At 59.2% G+C, this 18,826-nt stretch carries 13 protein-coding genes, 1 tRNA gene and 2 pseudogenes; 6 read left to right on the top strand and 10 right to left on the bottom strand.

Going from position 1 to position 18,826, the window contains the following annotated elements; genetic code table 11:
- Window positions 1–55: 55 nt before the first annotated feature.
- From LJU29_RS00130 to LJU29_RS00095, 8 genes and pseudogenes are all read right to left on the bottom strand, one after another.
- Window positions 56–2,908 carry a DUF927 domain-containing protein gene (locus LJU29_RS00130; protein WP_257111494.1) on the bottom strand — a complete coding sequence of 951 codons (2,853 nt, stop codon included), beginning with the start codon at window positions 2,906–2,908 and terminating at the stop codon, window positions 56–58.
- On the bottom strand, window positions 2,905–3,186 hold the full coding sequence (locus tag LJU29_RS00125; RefSeq protein WP_257111493.1) for a DUF3077 domain-containing protein: 282 nt from the start codon (window positions 3,184–3,186) through the stop codon (window positions 2,905–2,907). The genes LJU29_RS00130 and LJU29_RS00125 overlap by 4 nt, the downstream gene beginning before the upstream one ends.
- Complete coding sequence (locus tag LJU29_RS00120) at window positions 3,183–3,464, bottom strand: hypothetical protein (RefSeq protein WP_257111492.1); 282 nt, start codon at window positions 3,462–3,464, stop codon at window positions 3,183–3,185. The genes LJU29_RS00125 and LJU29_RS00120 overlap by 4 nt, the downstream gene beginning before the upstream one ends.
- A 609-nt stretch (window positions 3,465–4,073) precedes the next feature.
- Window positions 4,074–4,682, bottom strand: coding sequence for a hypothetical protein (locus LJU29_RS00115; protein WP_257111491.1), 609 nt, complete (start codon window positions 4,680–4,682; stop codon window positions 4,074–4,076).
- The gene (locus tag LJU29_RS00110) at window positions 4,679–4,945 is read right to left on the bottom strand and encodes a helix-turn-helix transcriptional regulator (protein WP_096134086.1); all 267 of its coding nucleotides are present in this window, start codon (window positions 4,943–4,945) and stop codon (window positions 4,679–4,681) included. The genes LJU29_RS00115 and LJU29_RS00110 overlap by 4 nt, the downstream gene beginning before the upstream one ends.
- A gap of 78 nt (window positions 4,946–5,023) precedes the next feature.
- The gene (locus LJU29_RS00105) at window positions 5,024–5,953 is read right to left on the bottom strand and encodes a hypothetical protein (RefSeq protein ID WP_257111490.1); all 930 of its coding nucleotides are present in this window, start codon (window positions 5,951–5,953) and stop codon (window positions 5,024–5,026) included.
- Window positions 5,954–6,196: 243 nt separating this feature from the next.
- Window positions 6,197–7,431: pseudogene (locus tag LJU29_RS00100) on the bottom strand (tyrosine-type recombinase/integrase).
- 167 nt (window positions 7,432–7,598) lie between these two features.
- Window positions 7,599–7,675: transfer RNA gene (locus LJU29_RS00095), tRNA-Arg, on the bottom strand.
- Window positions 7,676–7,844: 169 nt separating this feature from the next.
- On the opposite strand from LJU29_RS00095, the gene LJU29_RS00090 reads away from it, so the two are divergent.
- From LJU29_RS00090 to LJU29_RS00075, 5 genes and pseudogenes are all read left to right on the top strand, one after another.
- Window positions 7,845–9,113, top strand: a complete 1,269-nt coding sequence (locus LJU29_RS00090) for an FAD-dependent monooxygenase (protein WP_257112897.1) — start codon at window positions 7,845–7,847, stop codon at window positions 9,111–9,113.
- A 45-nt stretch (window positions 9,114–9,158) separates the two neighbouring features.
- A pseudogene (locus LJU29_RS29495) lies at window positions 9,159–9,239 on the top strand (LysE family translocator); the annotation flags it as partial.
- Window positions 9,240–9,567: 328 nt separating this feature from the next.
- Window positions 9,568–11,010, top strand: a complete 1,443-nt coding sequence (gene gabD / locus LJU29_RS00085; protein WP_257111489.1) for an NADP-dependent succinate-semialdehyde dehydrogenase — start codon at window positions 9,568–9,570, stop codon at window positions 11,008–11,010.
- A gap of 207 nt (window positions 11,011–11,217) precedes the next feature.
- On the top strand, window positions 11,218–12,498 hold the full coding sequence (gene gabT, locus LJU29_RS00080) for a 4-aminobutyrate--2-oxoglutarate transaminase (protein ID WP_005732800.1): 1,281 nt from the start codon (window positions 11,218–11,220) through the stop codon (window positions 12,496–12,498).
- 156 nt (window positions 12,499–12,654) lie between these two features.
- Window positions 12,655–14,049 (top strand): response regulator, encoded by a 1,395-nt coding sequence (locus LJU29_RS00075; RefSeq protein ID WP_257111488.1) that lies wholly within the window; start codon window positions 12,655–12,657, stop codon window positions 14,047–14,049.
- 270 nt (window positions 14,050–14,319) lie between these two features.
- On the opposite strand, the gene LJU29_RS00070 is transcribed toward LJU29_RS00075, so the two are convergent.
- Together LJU29_RS00070 and desA are read right to left on the bottom strand one after the other, a co-directional pair.
- Window positions 14,320–15,318 (bottom strand): GGDEF domain-containing protein, encoded by a 999-nt coding sequence (locus LJU29_RS00070; RefSeq protein WP_257111487.1) that lies wholly within the window; start codon window positions 15,316–15,318, stop codon window positions 14,320–14,322.
- 129 nt (window positions 15,319–15,447) lie between these two features.
- Window positions 15,448–16,632, bottom strand: coding sequence for a delta-9 fatty acid desaturase DesA (gene desA / locus LJU29_RS00065; protein ID WP_004660010.1), 1,185 nt, complete (start codon window positions 16,630–16,632; stop codon window positions 15,448–15,450).
- A gap of 155 nt (window positions 16,633–16,787) precedes the next feature.
- Here desA and dibA point away from each other — a divergent pair, with 155 nt between their 5' ends.
- Entirely contained in the window at window positions 16,788–18,716 is a 1,929-nt protein-coding gene (dibA, locus tag LJU29_RS00060) for a phosphodiesterase DibA (RefSeq protein WP_257111486.1), read from the top strand.
- Window positions 18,717–18,826 lie beyond the last annotated feature (110 nt).

Genomic DNA, 18,826 nt, shown 5'->3' with positions numbered 1-18,826 from the left:
AGCGGCTGGCGAGGCCGGGAATCAGCCGGCGCTACCTCGATCAGCAGGGATGCACTCAGGCAGCCCGAGCCTCGCTTTCAGCCAGTCCCGGAATCGTCTTCACGACGTAACAGCGTTGCGTGCCCAAGCCGGGTAGTCGGACCAGAGTCGATGCTTTGCCGTCGTTCCCAGGCTCAATGACGCCGCGCTGCAGCAGCTCCTTGTTCACTGCATTGATGTTCATGCCCCGGAAGATCTCCGAGCGCCAGGACTCGGGCAGCACGTAATACGTATTGGTGGTGTGCAGGGCGTCGCCCAGACCGTGTTCATCGATCTTTGCCGCTGCCGATTCCCAGCGGGTAAATCGGCTCTCGCCGAACCGCTCGATGACTTGGCGCAGTCGCGACACGATTGCGTCACCCTCGAAGTTACCGACGCCGCCACGCTCGTTCATCCATGCGTTAAGGCACACCCGAGCAGCGGTGGTGGCGGTGCCATCGGGCCAGCCTGTTATTCCCATCGCGGTGGCCAGTTCACCCGCTGCGGCGGCGAGGCCAAAGCGAGCGGCGGCACGGTGAGCTTGTCCGCTGGCCGACGCGGGTAACGATTTGGCGATAAAGCCTTCCAGCGTGCGGCGCAGGATGGCGGACCAAGCGTGGCGTTTGTCGGGCTCACACAGCGCTGTGAGAAAGGCGGTGAGCGGTGTGCCGTAGTATTTCGCGACCCGCGCTTTGAGTGCGTCGGATAGTGCTGCTGCGTCATCGAAACCGTTCAAGGTGTCGAACATGCCCAAGCCTTTGCTGGCATCGGCTGGAACGGCGAGCATGCGTACTTCCATGCCCGCTTTCAGTTCCTTATTCGCTTCGGCCATATGTTGGGCCAACGTCTTCTCGCCGGTGGAGAGGAACAGCAAACGCCACTCCTGTACCTGCCGACCCGCCTGGCCTCGATCATTAGCCCGTGCCTTGCCGGTGCCGTTGCCGAGCATGTACACCGTCTCGCCGATGATGCGCGGATCGCACATGCCGATTTCGTCCAGTACCAGAAGCCCGTCCGAGTGTGCGGCGGCGATGGATTCCAGTGCGTTGTCGGTCGAGCGCCACGAACGCACCAGGCGCGGTCCGCCGTAGATCGATGCGGCGACCTGCAGGTGCGTTGTCTTGCCGCCCGAGCTGTCACCGTACAAGTGAAAGCCGCCTGACTCATGACCCAGCATGTGCAGCAGCGGGCCAGCGAGGGCCACGCCGACCACAAACGCCAGACGATGGTTGCCCACGCACAACGCGCCGATCTGTTCTTGCCATTGTTCAAGCGTGCCCGCTTCGCTGATTGGCGGAAGCTGAGAACCGGCCTCGTAGAAGTGCAGGTGTTCGCTGTGTGCGCCGACCTGTTGTTCCGGTAGGAGAAAGGCGCTGTCGTGCCAGCCCAAGCGAGTGACCAGTCGCGCCCGCTGCGCGCTGTCAAAACCGCCGAGGTAACTCTGCAGGTCGTTGCGTGCATTACGTCCCGAACGGCTTCCTGCAAGGCGCAGGCCCATGTCCACCAATGGACCGAGTACGTCCTTACCGAAATCGCCGGTCATGGTGCGCGCCGGTATGTTCCAGCGCTTCTTGGCCCCGTCGGGGTCGTCGAACTCCACGAGTAGGCCCCAGTTATGGCCTTTGTCATCGCGGGTCCGGGCGAGGATCTCCAGAGGCGAACATACCGGACGCGCCTCGCCGTCGTCGCCTGCATAAAACACACCCTCGGGAGTGAGGCGAAAGCCGCCGGGCATCAGGTCGTTTTTCGGTTTCGCAGGGCGCTTGGCCGCTGGTTTCGTCTTCGCTTTCGGTTTGGGTTCTGGCTGCTCTGTTGTCGGTGTTTCCTCTACCAGGCCAAACAGTACGCCACTGCTCTCCAGCTCGGCGAAATGGGCAGCTGTCCAGCCTTTGGCAGCCGCATCGGCGGCATCATCGCCGTTGTCCCACTGACCACCTTTGGCGAAAGCAGCGCGTTCGTTTTTCATCGTGGGTTTGCGCTTGAACACATCCAACGCAATGAGCCTCACTGGGCCTGCGCCGATCTCGCGCAGCTTGTGGGCAACCGCGTCCATGCAGGCTGTGCCGCTGTCGTCGTTGTCTGGCCACAACAGCACGTTGCGGCCTTTGAGCGGTGTCAGGTCTGCTTTATGCCAAGAGTTGGAGCCGTTCGGCCAGCAGGTGGCCACGTAGTTCGGCATCAAATCCGCCGCTGCGTCTGCGGCCTTTTCGCCCTCGCACAAGACCACCGCCGCATCGGCACGTAGCGCCAGTTCATCCAGGCGCAAAAGCGGTCGGGGCTCGGGCGGTCCTTGCCAGCGCCATTGAGTCGTTTCACCATCGCTGCGTTTGCACCAGGTCAGCGGCGCAAAGACTTTTTTCGGTTTGTCGTCCTCATCGGGGCCGAGGTCGAAACGGTACAGCGCCATGAGCGGTTGACCCTGATCATCGCGATAAACCCAAACCTTGGACGGTGTGCCGTGCTGCCGGTGTTTAACCGGGCATTTGTTCATCACCTCGGCCGGGATCGGCTGAATGGCGGTCCACTCAGGGGCTTTGCTTTTGGCCGGTGCGGGTCTTGCGGGCGCGGAGTCAGCAGTTACGCCAAGCAGATCCGCCAGTTTGTTACAGGCCTCGACGTCGGAGCCGCCGTCGATGTAGCGGACCAGGTCGATCAAATCGCCGCCCTTGTCGCCGGTCGCGAAGTCAGACCAGGTGCCTTTGCTGATACTGATTTTCAGAGAGCCCGCACGCTTGTCCGCTCGGGTGGGGTTGGGTGCGGTGTACTCTTTGCCGCCGTCCACTCGCTTTCCGTTCGGGAGCCAGTGCGCCAGGACCTTGTCGATGTTGCGCAGCGCAGCAGATTTCACTTGTGCGAACGAAGGGCGCTTTTTCGTGCTGGAGGCGCTCATGGGCGATCCTCCGTTGGAAACTGCAGGCTGGTGGTCACGTCGTCGATGATGGCCTTGACCATATCGCCCAGGTAATGGGCAGCCCATGCAGCGCTGCTGTCGTCGTTCATGCCCGCTTGAAGCGTCAGTTTGTTGATGAAGTCCGTCAGCACGGAGGCGTGTTCTAAGGCCTCTTCGCAGGAAACGCCCGCATTGACGCTAAACAGCGGTTGGTTTCGGGCGTTGTATTTGGCAAAGGCGGTGTGCCCGGTGGTGTTGCCTTGGAAGGATGCGCTCACAGGCCACCTCCTTGCGCAGGACCGCGGCCTAGATCGTCCGCATGAAGCGCCAGAATGCGTATCAAACCCAGCGTGCCGCGCACGTCCCAGAGGGCGGCGGCGATGACGTGGTTGGCCAGGCTCGGCCCGTCGTTTTCAAACTGGTCTTCAAGCAGCAACAGCACCGAGCTGGCCCGGTCGACGGCGCAGGTGATGGCGTCGATGGGAATACCGGCATCGGCTGTTGGATTAACACAGAGCAGGTCTTCGGGCAGGGAAAAACTCAGGGCGTTGCTCATTGGGCACCCCCTGCGTTTTCGAGGGCGCGAGCTTTGGTCATGTGAGCGTTGTAGCGGGCAAGGCGTGTAGCGAGGCTGGAATTGGCGTGTAAAGCGGCGAGAGCCATTGCACGTTGGGCAGCGGCGCGATTTTTGAACGGATTGAGGCTGGGCATCTGGCAAAACTCCTATTGTTGAGGAGCTGCCACACTTCGTCGCCAAACGAATTAGGGTGGCAGCTGTGCGCAGGTTGGCGAACCGGGACAATAGGAACCCGGCAGACCCGAAGGTCTCCCACGCACAGCCGCCATAAAACGGGGATGCGGGCACAAAAAAAGCGCCTGCAATCGTAATGGGGGCGCCTGTGCGCCTACTGTAGATCGGGTCGCCAAACCCGGTCGCTGATTTTGCAGCGACGGCCGGAGAATAACGTCCGTTTTTGGGATGTGCAACTGTTTGAGCGACTTGCACTCGCGCTCGATGCGAAATACATTTGACGTGCATGTAGATTTACCTCACGCCTCCGGTTGCCCCCGGAGGCGTTTTCGTTTGTGCGTGCGCCGAACCTGCGACGTGATAGCCCGGCGTTCTGGCTCCAGATCGTGGCGAGCAGCTTGGAGCGGGGAGGGCTCAAGCAGCCTTCGCTTCGGTATCAAATAGCGGGGCGGGGACTTCGCCTTTCAGCCAGGCGAGAATTTTTCGATCTTCGTTACATCGACGGCGATGCATGACCGTCAGGTAGTCCCGACGCTCGCTAATGCTCTGCTCGATGTAAGTCGCCCGGTCTTCTTGCAGGCGCATTTCGCTGTGTAGCTTTTCGCTGTTGCCCTGTTCGGTGGCGAGATCGGTGGCCACGTAGTCCTGCCAAAACTTCGACTCATTGGCGAAGCCGCCAGACTGGTCGACCAGCCAGTAAGTCACCCAGTCATTGAGGCCGACCGTTCGCAATGCCTTACGGCGACCTTCCTTCATCGCGAAATGGCCAGTCCCATGCACGCTGGCGAACTCGCGGCGGATCGCATGCTTGCGAATCCACTCAGGGACATTCCAAGGGTTGGGTCTGAGAGGAAGAGCCAAGCCGTCTGCATTGAAAAAGATCGCTTCTTGGTCCAAGCCATTCCAGCTGATACCCGCAATGGTGCGACTCTTCCAGTTGAGCTCGTCCGGCCTGTAAAGCTGGAACCCGATGCTGTAGGAGTCGATGAAAGGCCCGTCGCCTTTGGGTATGCGATTGTTCATGCGGCCACCTGATCGCGAGCAGCGATGCGCGCTCGTGTCCATGCCTGAACCTCCCCCAAGACCCATGCAACGGGCGCACCTCGGGCGTTGCTGTTGCTCAGTTTTACCGGGAGCGGAAAGCCGCTGTCTTGTTGCTGCATCAGCTTGTAAATCGTGGGGCGGGCGAGGCCGACTATCGCAATGACTTCGCTGATGCGAATGAGCGTGGTGGCGGGATCACGAGCTGGTTGCGCGGTGTTAATTGCTTGTAGAGGGGATGACATAGCCGTGCCTATATGGTGAGAGACAGGCACAGACTAGGGAGGCGGAAAAAAGCAAACACGGTTTGCTTTTAAGAAAATTTACCGAGGTAAGTAGCCACAGGTGACCAGGTATTTCTTGATGGTGGGCTCAGACGCTATCCCTTGTTCGACCAACGCTCGTTTTAGTGTTCGCTCTGAAATAGCCGGGTTGCCCAGAATGAGACGGTCGGCGGCTTTGCAAATGCGCTTGCGCAGGTCCGCTGCGTTCTGCTGCTTTACCGAGTCCGGGTGGCTGTTGGCCCTACCAGCCGCCGCGCCTCTTTGCGAAGCTTGGACGGAAAACGCGTTGGTCAGCGCCTTATTCAGCGCTTTCCTTAAAAAGTTGGCTACATTGAAATTGCCCTTCGCTACGTCGACCTCTTCAACCTGCTTGAAGATGCTCGCAAGCATGAGCGCCTTGTCGGCCTCACCCATGAAGGTGCGAAAGGATTCTCGAGCGTCAATCTCCACCCCCGGATGCTTTAGCCGCTCCTTACCCACCAGTGCGCAATACCTATCAGGATCTGTCGCTTGCATTTGGGCGATGAGATCGACATCCAGCTCGAAGACGTAGAGTTCCGTTTCAAAGAGCCAATTAGCGAGTACCTGGACAGCTTGAACGCTCTGCACCAGAGCGTAAGTTGCTACGAGTTGCGAGTCAGCATCGTTGTGGTCAACTCCAAGAAATCCTCTCATGACACTCGGCAGCGAACCGGAATCTCTATAGCTGGCCTGGTCCTCAATCTCATCGCGCAGTCGGAACATGGTGGCCACTACCGATCCTGCTCGATCAGGGTAGCTGCCATCCTCAAGCCAGAATGACGTGGCGTAATTGGCCACATCTAGAGCTTCTTTGAAATGCTCACGAAATTGCGGATACAGCGCTAACTCATGCACAGCCTGTTCGATGCCGTCCAGTTCCTCAAGCAAATTGCTGACATCGCATCCAGCAATTTCAAGGCAACCAACCGGCATATTCTCATTGTCCATCGACCGCCCCTTGGCCCCGGCTTGTGTCACATTTACAGCGGTTCGGCAGTACTACAGTTCGGGCCAGCAGCGGAGTAGCTGGGGCAGTGTTGTTACACGATTCGGCCTCGTAACACGTCACACTGTGTCGCCCATGTCGTCGTGTAACTTGAATTAATTCATTTATAATCAATGACTTATAGTTGTTCGCTACACCTGTAACACGAGTAACACCGCTTTTGGAGGGGGTATGGATTTGAAATCTCATAGGGCCTTTCCAAATTGGCCGTGGACAACATTGGCAGATGCGAGCTCGTCAAGATGATCGGCATACCACTGCATCATGACTTTACGTTGAGGTAAATAAACCGCTTTGTTGTACACCCCTGCGATTCCTTCCTTCACATGGGAAAGCTGCGCTTCAATATGATTTTCATCAAAACCCTGCTCGTTAAGGATCGTGCTTGCGATATGACGGAAGCCATGACCTGTTTGGCGTCCGCCATAACCGAGTCTCCGCAAGGCCATCAGAAAAACGGTATTGCTGCGGGGTATGGTCCTATCTTTCCTGCCGGGAAACAGCAGTGGGTATGCTCCTGTAAGCGAGCGCAACTCAGTGATGGCTTCGACAGCTTGGCGGGATAGGGGAACCACGTGTTCACGCCGACGCTTCATGCGTTCGGCGGGGATCGTCCAGAGCTTTTTATTGAGATCAATCTCTGACCAGCGTGCTTCTCGAATTTCACTCGGGCGTGCGGCCAACAACGCAAGCAAGCGGAGCCCCAAACGAACGTCCTTTGCATGAGGGTAAGAATTGATCGCACGGAGCAGTGCGGGTAGCTCTTCTACTGACACGTGCGCGTAGTTTTCGGCGCTACGGGTCTGAAGGAATTTGTTGAGACCTTCGAGAGGATTGTGGATGGCTCGCCCGGTTACGCGAGCCAAGTCATAGATCTCTTTGCAAGTGGCCCGAACTCTACCATTTGGTCAATGATCCCTTTCTGCTCCATGCTGCGCAGGAACTCCATCCATTCAAGAGGCAGTATCTCGGTATAAACCCGCTTCCCGAATATTGGAAACGCATGCAGCTCCAAAGCTCCAATGATTCTCCGGGCGGTGCCTGCTTCCCAGCTCGACCGTCTGGAATCAAACCACTCCCGTGCTAGCGCTTCGAAAGTGTTATTGGCTGCCTCCAGGTCAGCAGCTCTCCTCGCCTGTTTGCTGGCTAGCGGATTTTTTCCATTGGATGAGTCTTCGCGCAGTTGTGCAGCCTTCTGTCTGGCTAGAGAGCCGCTGACTTCGGGATAGCCGCCTAGCCCTAGCCAAGACCATTTTCCGTCTGGTTTCTTGTAGCGCAATTCCCAAGACTTCTGGCCATTTGCTTTGACTCGAAAGTACAAGCCGTTGCCATCTTGCTCCCGATAGGTTGCATTCTCTGGTTCCAGCCCGGAGAGGGTTGTGTCGGCTAGCGGGCGACGTTTGATGTCACTACGTTTCACGGCTTGTATGCCTCCTGTTCAAGGAATTGCAAAGCATACACGTGGGCATACACGGCGTGAAGGTATAGGGGTGGATCGCTGTGGATAGCCAGAGACAACAAAGCCCGCTCAGGGCGGGCTTCTTGGGGAGATTTGTAGACTGTGTGAGGCAGGTCTAGATTGCTATATGGTGCACCAGGCGGGATTCGAACCCACGACCCCTGCCTTCGGAGGGCAGTACTCTATCCAGCTGAGCTACTGGTGCGACGCGGGCGCCATGATACTCACATGGGTACGGGGCGTCCAGTTACAGGCGGCCTGCAACGCAAATCATCCAGCGCCCCCCGGCAGACGGACGCGAGTAAGCCTTTCATCACCCCACACCCACTGCCACCCACAAAGGAACAGCCCACCGCTACCGGCACAACCACCAGCTGGTGCATGATGCTTCCCATACCACTCAGCCAGATCGTTCTCACCGAGGGCCTCTTATCAATCAGTTCAAAAGCATCGAGCGCAGCCCGTGCCGCGTTCTTATTACCGGGGCCAGTATCGCGGGCTGTGCCGCGGCCTGGTGGCTGGCGCAGCGTGACTGTGATGTCACGGTTGTCGAGCAGGCGCCTGCCTTTCGTGATGGCGGGCAGAATGTGGATGTGCGGGGCGCGGCCCGGCAGGTTCTGCGTTTGATGGGGCTTGAGCAGGCGGTAAAGGAGCTCAATACCGGCGAGACCGGGCTTGCGTGGGTCGATGAGGACAACCGCACGGCGGCGCAAATTGATCTGTCCGGTCTGGAGGTCGATGGTCCGACGGCTGAGCTTGAGGTGTTGCGCGGGGATCTTGCGCGCCTGCTTTATGAGGCGTCGTCTGCTGATGCGTTCTATCGCTTTGGTGATCGTATTGTGTCGGTCGAGCATGATGCTGAGGGCGTATCTGTCACGTTCGAGAGCGGTGGCGAGGAGCGTTTTGATCTGTTGATCATTGCTGAAGGTGTCGGTTCGCGCACGCGGGAGCTGGTGTTCCCCGGCGAGAATCAGCCGCGCCGTATGGATCTGACCAGCGCGTTCTTCACTGTGCCCCGCGCGCCGACTGATAGCCAGACGGCGCGTTGGTATAACGCGGTGGGCGGGCGCAGTGCGGGCGTTCGTCCGGATAATCGAGGTACGACGCGTGCGTTCTTTAATGTGCATGGCCGAAGCCACCTGACGGTCGGCAACAGTGTTGCCGAGCAGAAGGCGTTTCTCCGGGCGTCGTTTGCAGGCGCGGGATGGGAGGTGCCTCGCCTGCTGGAGGGGATGGAGGCGGCGGAGGATTTCTGGTTCGATGATTTGCGCCAGGTGAAGATGGATCGCTGGTCGAATGGCCCTGTGGTGTTGCTGGGCGATGCGGCCTGGTGTGTCACGCCACTGGGTGGGGTCGGTGCTTCGCTGGCGCTGATTGGTGCGTATGTGTTGGCGGGCGAACTCACCAGAACCGACACCATTGCAGGGGCCCTTGCTGCGTACGAATATGTGCTGCGGCCTGTGGTGAAAAAGTCGCAGAATGTGCCGAAGCTGGTGCCGCGTCTGGTTCATCCTCGCAGTCGCACGGGGGTGAAGGTCCTTCGCGCCGTGCAGCGTTTGGTGGCAACACCCTTCATCAGCAAGCGTGCTGCCAAGGCGCTGACCCCGGCGATTCAGTCCTTCACGCTTCCGGATTATCGATAGCGCTACAGGCGTGCGTTAAAAGCTGCGCCGGGCCCTGCGGTGGTCATGGCGCTGTCGAACTCGATCAGCCACGGCCCGGCCAGGACGATGATCGGGTCGTTCGGCAATGCCTTGAGGTTGATCGTGACCTTCGCCGGTTGCTCCGTGGTCGCTCACGGCTTTTATGCGCTGCCTGATCACACTGCGGCTGCCTTGCGGTCAGGTTCGGCGCTGATCAGAAAACCACCCACCTCCGTACGCCCGTTCTTTTTTTCGAACGGGCTATTGTCCTTTCCCCCCGCAATGCCTAGGATTCGTTTGAGATTTCAAACGCTCTTGTTCGGTCTTCCTGCTTTCATGCGTTGCGCAGCGCTGGAACCCGATGGAATGTTTTCTTGGCGATGGCTTCCAAATAGGGTGCATCGATATCAATTGTTCGCATCGCCTCTCGGGCGGTGCTGTTTAGGAGGCCGACATGCAGCTCAAAGATTCCACACTGTTCCGCCAGCAAGCCTACATCAACGGCCAGTGGCTGGATGCGGACGGTGGTCAGTCGATCAAGGTCAACAACCCTGCCAACAACGAAATCCTCGGCACTGTGCCGAAAATGGGCGCAGCCGAGACGCGTCGGGCGATTGAGGCGGCTGACAAGGCGCTGCCGGCCTGGCGTGCGCTGACCGCCAAAGAGCGCGGCAACAAGCTGCGCCGCTGGTTCGAGCTGATGATCGAGAACCAGGACGACCTGGGCCTGTTGATGACCCTGGAGCAGGGCAAGCCGCTGGCCGAGGCCAAGGGCGAGATCACCTACGCCGCGTCGTTTATCGAGTGGTTCGCTGAAGAAGCCAAGCGCGTCTATGGCGATGTGATCCCCGGTCACCAGCCAGACAAGCGTCTGATCGTGCTCAAGCAACCGATTGGTGTGACGGCGGCGATCACCCCGTGGAACTTCCCGGCGGCAATGATCACCCGCAAGGCCGGTCCGGCGCTGGCGGCGGGCTGCACCATGGTGCTCAAGCCTGCGTCGCAAACGCCGTTCTCGGCACTGGCCCTGGCTGAACTGGCCGAGCGTGCGGGTATCCCGGCTGGTGTGTTCAGCGTGGTGACCGGCAGCGCAGGCGATATCGGTGCCGAGCTGACCGGCAACCCGATCGTGCGCAAACTGTCCTTCACCGGCTCGACCGACATTGGTCGCCAGCTGATGGCCGAGTGCGCCAAGGACATCAAGAAGGTTTCCCTGGAACTGGGCGGTAACGCGCCTTTCATCGTGTTCGACGATGCCGACCTCGATAAGGCAGTCGAAGGCGCGATGATCTCCAAGTACCGCAACAACGGCCAGACCTGCGTGTGCGCCAACCGCATTTACGTGCAGGACGCGGTGTATGACGCGTTCTCCGAGAAGCTCAAGGCGGCGGTCGGCAAGCTGAAGATCGGTAACGGCCTGGAAGAAGGCGTCACCACCGGCCCGTTGATCGACGACAAGGCCGTGGCCAAGGTCAAGGAACACATCGCCGACGCGGTCAGCAAAGGCGCAACCGTGCTGACTGGCGGCAACAGCTTGGAAGGCTCGTTCTTCGAACCGACTATTCTGGTCAACGTATCGAAAGATGCAGCCGTGGCCAGGGAAGAAACCTTTGGTCCGCTGGCCCCGCTGTTCCGCTTCAAGGACGAGGCTGAAGTGATTGCGATGGCCAACGACACCGAGTTCGGTCTGGCGTCGTACTTCTATGCGCAGAACATGAGCCGCGTGTTCCGTGTTGCCGAGGCGCTGGAATATGGCATGGTGGGTATCAATACCGGCCTGATCTCCAACGAACTGGCACCGTTTGGTGGTATCAAGTCGTCCGGCCTGGGCCGTGAAGGCTCCAAGTACGGCATCGAAGATTATCTGGAAATCAAATACCTCTGCCTGTCGGTCTGACTGACCCGGTTTGATTGACTCGGTCTGACTGACGTTGAGGTATTGCAGCCGATGATGCGCGAGAGCGACGTGTCATCGGCTTTTGTTGCACCGTAGTTTCCTGGTGGCCTGAAGGCTGCAGCAGTCGATCATCGTATGCTGCCGCAGTTGATCCGGTCCGCTTGATCCTTGACCCACGCCGACCGATGAGCGGCGAATGAGGAATACATGAGCAAGACTAACGAATCCCTGATGCAACGCCGCCATGCAGCCGTCCCGCGTGGCGTTGGTCAAATCCACCCGATCTTCGCAGCTTCGGCGAAGAACGCGACCGTTACCGACGTGGAAGGTCGTGAATTCATCGACTTCGCGGGCGGCATTGCCGTTCTGAATACCGGTCACCTGCACCCGAAGATTATCGCTGCGGTGCAAGAGCAGCTGACCAAGCTGAGCCATACCTGCTTCCAGGTGCTGGCCTACGAGCCTTACGTCGAGCTGTGCGAGAAAATCAACGCCAAAGTGCCGGGTGATTTCGACAAGAAAACCCTACTGGTCACCACCGGTTCCGAAGCGGTTGAAAACGCCGTGAAGATCGCGCGTGCTGCCACTGGCCGTGCGGGCGTGATCGCCTTCACCGGCGCTTACCATGGTCGCACCATGATGACCCTGGGCCTGACCGGCAAGGTTGTGCCTTACTCGGCGGGCATGGGCCTGATGCCGGGCGGTATCTTCCGCGCTCTGTACCCTTGCGAGCTGCATGGCGTGAGCGTTGACGATTCCATCGCCAGCATCGAGCGCATCTTCAAGAACGACGCCGAACCCAAGGACATCGCTGCGATCATCATCGAACCCGTTCAGGGCGAAGGTGGTTTCTACGTGGCACCGAAGGCGTTCATGCTGCGTCTGCGCGAGCTGTGCGACAAGCACGGCATTCTGCTGATCGCTGACGAAGTGCAGACCGGCGCTGGCCGTACCGGCACGTTCTTCGCGATGGAACAGATGGGCGTTGCGGCCGACCTGACCACCTTCGCCAAGTCCATCGCCGGTGGCTTCCCGCTGGCGGGCGTGTGCGGCAAGGCTGAATACATGGATGCCATCGCACCGGGCGGTCTGGGCGGCACTTATGCCGGTAGCCCGGTTGCTTGCGCTGCGGCGCTGGCGGTTTTGGATATCTTCGAAGAAGAGCACCTGCTGGACCGTTGCAAGGCAGTTGGCGAGCGTCTGGTGACTGCGCTCAAGGGCATTCAGGCCAAGTACCCGGTCATCGGCGAAGTGCGTGCGCTGGGCGCGATGATTGCCGTCGAGCTGTTCGAAGATGGCGATTCGCACAAGCCTAACGCCGCAGCAGTGGCGCAGGTAGTTGCCAAGGCGCGTGACAAGGGTCTGATCCTGCTGTCCTGCGGTACTTACGGCAACGTGTTGCGCGTACTTGTACCGTTGACCGCTGAAGACGAATTGCTGACCCGTGGGCTGGCTATTCTGGAAGAATGCTTCGCTGAAATAGCGTAAAAAGTGTGAAGTCGTAAATTGATTAATTTATGACCAAACAGACAAAAAAAGCCCGTTTCGACGGGTTTTTTTTGGTCTAGAGCAGGGTATTTCGCTCTTTTTGCTATATCCGGACGAAGGCTTTCGCTAAGGTGAACGCATCGATGTCGGAGAGTCATGATGACTGCTGTAGATTTGCCCGCGGTACCTCGCGTATTGATTGCTGAGTCTGATCCGTGGGTTCGCGAAACACTCAGCGATCTGGTGTTGGGTGTGCGAGCGGACGTCGACCTGGAAATGTGTACCGATGGCAAGCAGGCCGTCGAATGGATGAAGAAACAACTGCCTGACCTGATCATCGCCGCACGCGAGCTGCCGGGGATCGACGGGTTGAGCCTGTTGCGTGGCGTACGCAACCTGCGTCGTCAGCCCGCCATCCCTTTCATTCTGATCAGCAATCGCAACGACAGCGCCAGCGTGCGTGAGGTCTTGCCACTGGCGCCGACTGCCTATCTGACCAAACCCCTGAATACCGAAGGGCTACGCCAGCGCCTGGAAAGCCTGCTGCTGGAACGTCAGGCCCCGGTTGCAGGCGCAGTGCCCGCGCTGACGCCGGGTTTGACGCTGACCAAGTTTCTCGACAAGCGCCGTGACGTGGCTGACGGCGCGCCGCTGTTCGTCGATGTCGCGACGGCGATAAAACTCAGCCAGACCGCCAACGGCATCGACGCTGCCTTGCTGGAGCAGGAGCTGCGCAACGATCCGCACATCACTGCCGTGTTGATCGCCGCCGCCAACAGTGCCACGCAACATTTGGGCAAGCCGGTGCAGACCATGGGCGGGGCGCTGGCCATTCTCGGGCCGGTGCAGGGCGCAAATATCGCATCAGGCCTGGCCAAGAAACGTATGGCCGTGCTGACCAGCGACGCGTTGCTGGCCCAGGCCAGTGAGCTTTGGACCATGTCGCAGCGCACGGCTGATTACGCGCGCATTCTGGGCGGCATGCTGGAGCTGGATGTAGAGCGTTGCTTCTGTGCCGGTCTGCTGCAGTCGCTGGGCGATCTTGCTGTGCTGGGTTGTTTGCAGGAGTGGCTGCTGGCCGGTGGCGAGTTGAATGAAGACGTGATCAAGCAATCGCTGGAGCAGTATTCCGCTGCCTTCGGTTCCGCTCTGCGCACCCGCTGGCGTTTGCCGCTGGAACTGCGTGAGCTGATCGCTGCGGTGTATCAGTACAACACCGGCATCTTTACTCGCGAAGTGTTGGCAATGAACCTGGCGGGGCAGATGGCACGTCTGGGCGAGGAAGAGAGTGTCAACACGCTGATCAAGACCAAGTCGGCCAAACTGTTGAAGCTGAGCGTCGGTGACTTGCAGCGTTTGCGCAAGAAACTGACCGGCGTGACTGACCCTAGCCTGTTGAAACCCTTGCCAACCGAACCTGAGGTGGCTGCCGAGACGGTGGAGGGGGAGGACGAGCCTGATTTGCTGGACCTGACACCTGAACCACCTGCCGAAGAGGCTGCTGTAATCGAGGACCCGGCCAGCGCCATTCAGGGCCCGCTCGAGAAGTAGAACCTGACTGAGGCCTTCGCGAGCAAGACGGATCGCCGCCCCGGTCGCGCCCACAGGGTGTGATGCCGTGTGCGCACTTGCTCGCGAAGGCTATATTCCAAACGCAGCCAATGCATTGACTGTACCGCCCTCTTCGCGGACAAGTCCGCTCCTACAGGGCACCGCAGACTCCCACAGGACTTGATGCCGTGAGTTTGTGGGAGCGACCGGGCGGCGATCCGCCTTGCTCGCGAAGGGGCCAGTCGTGCTTTCTACAGTCGAGAAGGCATGTCAGACCAGCACGATCTGATTCTTGCCCTGGCGCTTGGCCTGATACATGGCGGCGTCGGCGCGGCCGTAGAGGGTTTCCAGGCTTGAGTCTTCCGGGCCCAGATTAGTCAGGCCCTGGCTGGCGGTGATACTGAAGGTGGTGCCGCCTGACTGGAAGTTCTGGCGCTGGATCTCGCGTTGCAGGCGCTCGGCGATCTGCATGGCCATGTCCGGCGCGCAGCCGGGGAAGACCGCGGCGAACTCTTCACCACCGATACGCCCGAACAGGTCACCACGCCTCAATGCCGAACGACCGCTTTCGGCGATGCGTTGCAGCACGGTATCGCCTTCCTGATGGCCGTAGGTGTCGTTGACCAGCTTGAAGTCATCGATATCCAGCAGCAGAAAGGCCAGCGGCGTGCCGTTGAGGCGAGCCAGTTCGAACTCGCGCTGGGCGCATTCGAAAAAGTGCCGACGGTTGCTGCTCTGGGTCAGCACGTCGGTGGTTGCCAGGCGTTGCAGCTCATCCTCGAGGTGTTTCTTGTCGGTGATGTCTTCGGCGATGCCCACCACGATCAGGCGCTGGCTGGCGTCGGCGCGATGGCTGACGAAGCATTTGTCGCTGAGCCAGCGTACTTCACCGTCCGCACGGATGATTCGGTACTCGCGGTCCTCGATCGAGCCTTTCTCGATCACCTCGTTGAGGCTGCGCTCGGCGTAGTTCAGGTCATCCGGGTAGATACTGTCGCGCCACTCGCTGTAATCGGCCAGCAGCAAGCCCGCCGAGCGGCCGAAGATACGCTCGTACGCCGGGCTGACGTAAATCATGTGCTGGGTTTCCCAGTCAAACGCCCACAGAACAGCATTCACACTCACCAACAATGAGCTGAACAGTTGTTCACGCTCGCTCAGGCGGGCAACTTCTGCCTGGGCGTGCATCAGGGCTAACAGGGTTTCTGCGGCTGTGGGCATATCAGTGATCGGCGTGCCGGGTAGGGAGGTAGGAGGCTGCTTTTCCATAAGATCCATCTCAAGCGTTACGGCCAGTGCCGTGCCCTATCCCGTTTGGCGGGAAAGTTGATGAGATAGATTGGCAGGGGATAAGTTCCGGGACCGGCGCACCTGCGGGAGGCGCGCCGATCAACGGTATCAGGCGTGGGCGGGGCGTAGCGAGTAGGTTTTCAGCTGGTCGGCGAACTCACGCAGCGAGTGAATACCACTGGCTTCGGCCTCGTGAATCCACTCTTTGATGGCTGAAAGCATGTCATGGCCATTGCTGCTGGTCTTGACCCAGATCTGCTGCAACGCCAGACGCTTTTCGTAGATCACTTTCAGCGCATGGCTGTGTTCCAGCATGGTCTGAATGCGCAAATGATGCTTGTCATCGAGCAGACTGGTCTCACGTGACAGCAGCCGTTTGGCGCGACTGAACTGATGACGCACCGATTCGTCGGCCTTGGCCAGTTCCTGGGCAACCAGCGGCGCGATGACCAGCTTGCGATACTGCGCCATGATCTGGAAACGGTTGTTTAGGATCGCCATGGCGGTGTCCATGTCCATGTGGCCCTTGCCTTCGACCCGATGGGCGATGGGCGCAACCCGCTGGACCTTGGCCAGCCCCAGGAAACTGAACAGCTTGATCCACGCCCAGCCCATGTCGAATTCCCAGGGCTTGACCGAAAGCTTGGCCGAGTTGGGATAGGTGTGGTGGTTGTTGTGCAGCTCTTCACCGCCGATCACGATGCCCCACGGCACCAGATTGGTGGCCGCGTCACGGCATTCGAAGTTGCGATAGCCGACGGCATGGCCCAGACCGTTGACCACGCCAGCAGCCCAGAAGGGAATCCACATCATCTGGACGGCCCACACGGTGATACCGAGCGCACCGAACAGTGCCACGTCGATGACTGCCATCAGGGCGATACCCAGCAGCTTGTAGCGCGAATACAGGTTGCGCTCGATCCAGTCTTCCGGGCAGTTCTTGCCGTAAATACGCAGGGTGTCCTGGTTCTGCGCTTCTTCGCGGTACAGCTCGGCGCCTTTGCGCAGTACGGTGGACAGGCCTTTGACGACCGGGCTGTGCGGGTCGTCGACGGTTTCGCATTTCGCGTGGTGTTTGCGGTGGATGGCTGTCCACTCGCGGGTGTTCTGGGCAGTGGTCAGCCACAGCCAGAAACGGAAGAAGTGTTTCAGCCCCGCATTGAGCTCAAGCGAGCGGTGGGCTGAGTAGCGGTGCAGATAGACCGTGACGCCGACAATAGTCACATGGGTCATCGCCAGCGTGACTGCTATTACCTGCCAGACGGAAAGGTCGAGCAAACCGTTGTACCACATAGGCTGTTTGGCCCTCGTAAAGATACTCATGAAGAAAAAAGTTACGCGTGCATTATCACTGACATCCCACAGAAAACCAGTCACCCTTTCAGATAAGAGTCGCAGGATGTTTCTTGCTTTATAATTCCGGCTTTATCTGAGGTTCTTCGTTTCCGATGTCAGATTACTCCCTTGGCGCGCTGCGAACGGCCGTCCTGTATGGGCTGCTGTCCATTTTGTGGTTTGTGACGTGCGACCTGTTGCTGCCCTTTTTCATAAAAGAACCTGCTCGATTGGCGTTCTGGCAACTGATGGCCGGTTACAGCTGGGTGTTGCTCAGCGCGGTCATGATCTTCATCGCACGTGACAGATTGAGAAGCCTGATCGGCGGCGATGCGCTTTTTCAGCGCCAGCAAGCCGATTACGACCGGCTGCGGCTGGCGGAAGCGGTGTTCGACAGCACTCGCGAAGGGGTGCTGGTCAGCGATGCGCAGGGCCACATCGTTCACGTCAACCGCGCTTTCGTCGATATCACTGGTTATCAGGCCGAAGAAGTACTGGGCCTCAACCCCAGCAAGTTCAAGTCCGGCCGACACGGCCCGGAGTTCTACAAACAGATGTATCACTCGATCATCAGCGAGGGCCAGTGGAGCGGCGAGATCTGGAATCGGCGTAAAAGCGGCGAGATCTACCCGCAATGGCAGACCATTCGCAGCGTTATGGGTGATGACGGCCAACCCAGGCACTTTGTAGCGGTGTTCTCCGACATAACAGCTATCAAACGCTCCGAGCAGGAGCTGGCCCAGTTGATCCACTTCGATGGGCTGACCGATTTGCCCAATCGCCTGCTGCTGACTGATCGCATCAGCCAGGCGCTGACTTCGGCGCGCGCCAGCAAACGCGGCTGCGCACTGTTGCTGATCGACCTGGACCACTTCAAGAACATCAATGACAGCCTTGGCCACAACGTGGGCGACGATGTGCTCAGGGCCGTCGCCGAGCGTCTCAAAAGCGTGTCCGGCAATGAAATGACTCTGGCGCGTCCGGGCGGCGACGAGTTCGCCCTGTTGATCAAGAATTGCTCGCAGCTGGTTCAGGCTGCCGCGCTGGCACAGCAGGTGATCGATGCGCTCAAGGCACCGTTCGCGATTGCCGCGCATCAGCTGTTTGTCACTGCCAGCATTGGCATCAGCCTGTTCCCCGGCGATGCGCTGACCGCCGAGCAACTGTTGCGCAATGCAGACTCGGCGCTGTTCAAGGCCAAGGGCGACGGTCGTGAGTGTTATGCGTTGTACACCGAGGAATTGACTGCCCACGCCCAACAGCGCGTGCAACTGGCCTATGAGCTGCGTCAGGCCGTCGAACTGGAACAACTGCGGGTCTTCTATCAGCCGGTTCATGACCTTGTCACCCGCCGTATTCGCGGTGTCGAGGCGCTGGTGCGCTGGCAGCACCCCGAGCGCGGGATGGTTTCGCCGGGGGAATTCATTCCGATTGCCGAGCAAAGCGGGCTGATCGCCGATATTGATGCCTGGGTCTTGAAAACCGCCTGTCTGCAGATGAAGGCCTGGCTGGCGGAAGGCGTGCCGGTCGAGTTCGTCGCGGTAAACGTCTCCAGCCGCCTGTTCAATCATGGCGACCTCGACCGTCGGGTAGCACAGGCACTGCAGGAGACCGGGCTTGAGCCTGCCTTTCTGGAGCTGGAAGTGACTGAAAGCGCAGTCATGGAAGACCCCGAACAGGCCATCGAACAATTGCATCGCCTGCGCGAACTGGGCCTGAGCCTGGCCATCGATGACTTCGGTACGGGTTATTCTTCGCTGCTGCGGCTCAAGCGCATGCCGGTTCAGAAGCTGAAGATCGACCAGGGTTTTGTGGCTGGACTGCCGGGCGACGATAAAGACATCGCGATTGTCAGAGCGGTCATCGCGCTGGCGGGCAGCCTGGGCATGCGGGTGCTGGCTGAAGGCATCGAGCATGCGAATCAGGCTGCGTTCCTGCTGGGCAACGGTTGCCAGTTGGGCCAGGGCTACTGGTTTGCCCGGCCAATGGTCGCGCAGGCTATCGACTGGACGCATGCACCGGTCTTCGAGCAGCCCGGCTGAAGCCGCCAGAGCAAGGCTTGCCAGGGTGTGCAACGCATCCTGGCAAAATCTCTAACCGTTAAATCTCTTTTGGTTATATCTGCATTCTTAAATAGTCTTTTTAAGAATAT

This window comes from Pseudomonas ficuserectae, from assembly GCF_024584585.1.
GTDB lineage: Bacteria > Pseudomonadota > Gammaproteobacteria > Pseudomonadales > Pseudomonadaceae > Aquipseudomonas > Aquipseudomonas amygdali.
The sequence above is the reverse complement of the archived record's forward strand: the minus strand, read 5'-3'. Positions and strand labels throughout refer to the sequence as shown.

Coding starts and splice junctions, on each gene's coding strand:
- LJU29_RS00130 (WP_257111494.1), bottom strand. CDS start 2,908: ATGAGCGCCTCCAGCACGAAAAAGCGCCCTTCGTTCGCACAAGTGAAA.
- LJU29_RS00120 (WP_257111492.1), bottom strand. CDS start 3,464: ATGAGCAACGCCCTGAGTTTTTCCCTGCCCGAAGACCTGCTCTGTGTT.
- LJU29_RS00115 (WP_257111491.1), bottom strand. CDS start 4,682: ATGAACAATCGCATACCCAAAGGCGACGGGCCTTTCATCGACTCCTAC.
- LJU29_RS00110 (WP_096134086.1), bottom strand. CDS start 4,945: ATGTCATCCCCTCTACAAGCAATTAACACCGCGCAACCAGCTCGTGAT.
- LJU29_RS00105 (WP_257111490.1), bottom strand. CDS start 5,953: ATGGACAATGAGAATATGCCGGTTGGTTGCCTTGAAATTGCTGGATGC.
- gabD (WP_257111489.1), top strand. CDS start 9,568: ATGCAGCTCAAAGATTCCACACTGTTCCGCCAGCAAGCCTACATCAAC.
- gabT (WP_005732800.1), top strand. CDS start 11,218: ATGAGCAAGACTAACGAATCCCTGATGCAACGCCGCCATGCAGCCGTC.
- LJU29_RS00075 (WP_257111488.1), top strand. CDS start 12,655: ATGATGACTGCTGTAGATTTGCCCGCGGTACCTCGCGTATTGATTGCT.
- LJU29_RS00070 (WP_257111487.1), bottom strand. CDS start 15,318: ATGGAAAAGCAGCCTCCTACCTCCCTACCCGGCACGCCGATCACTGAT.
- desA (WP_004660010.1), bottom strand. CDS start 16,632: ATGTGGTACAACGGTTTGCTCGACCTTTCCGTCTGGCAGGTAATAGCA.
- dibA (WP_257111486.1), top strand. CDS start 16,788: ATGTCAGATTACTCCCTTGGCGCGCTGCGAACGGCCGTCCTGTATGGG.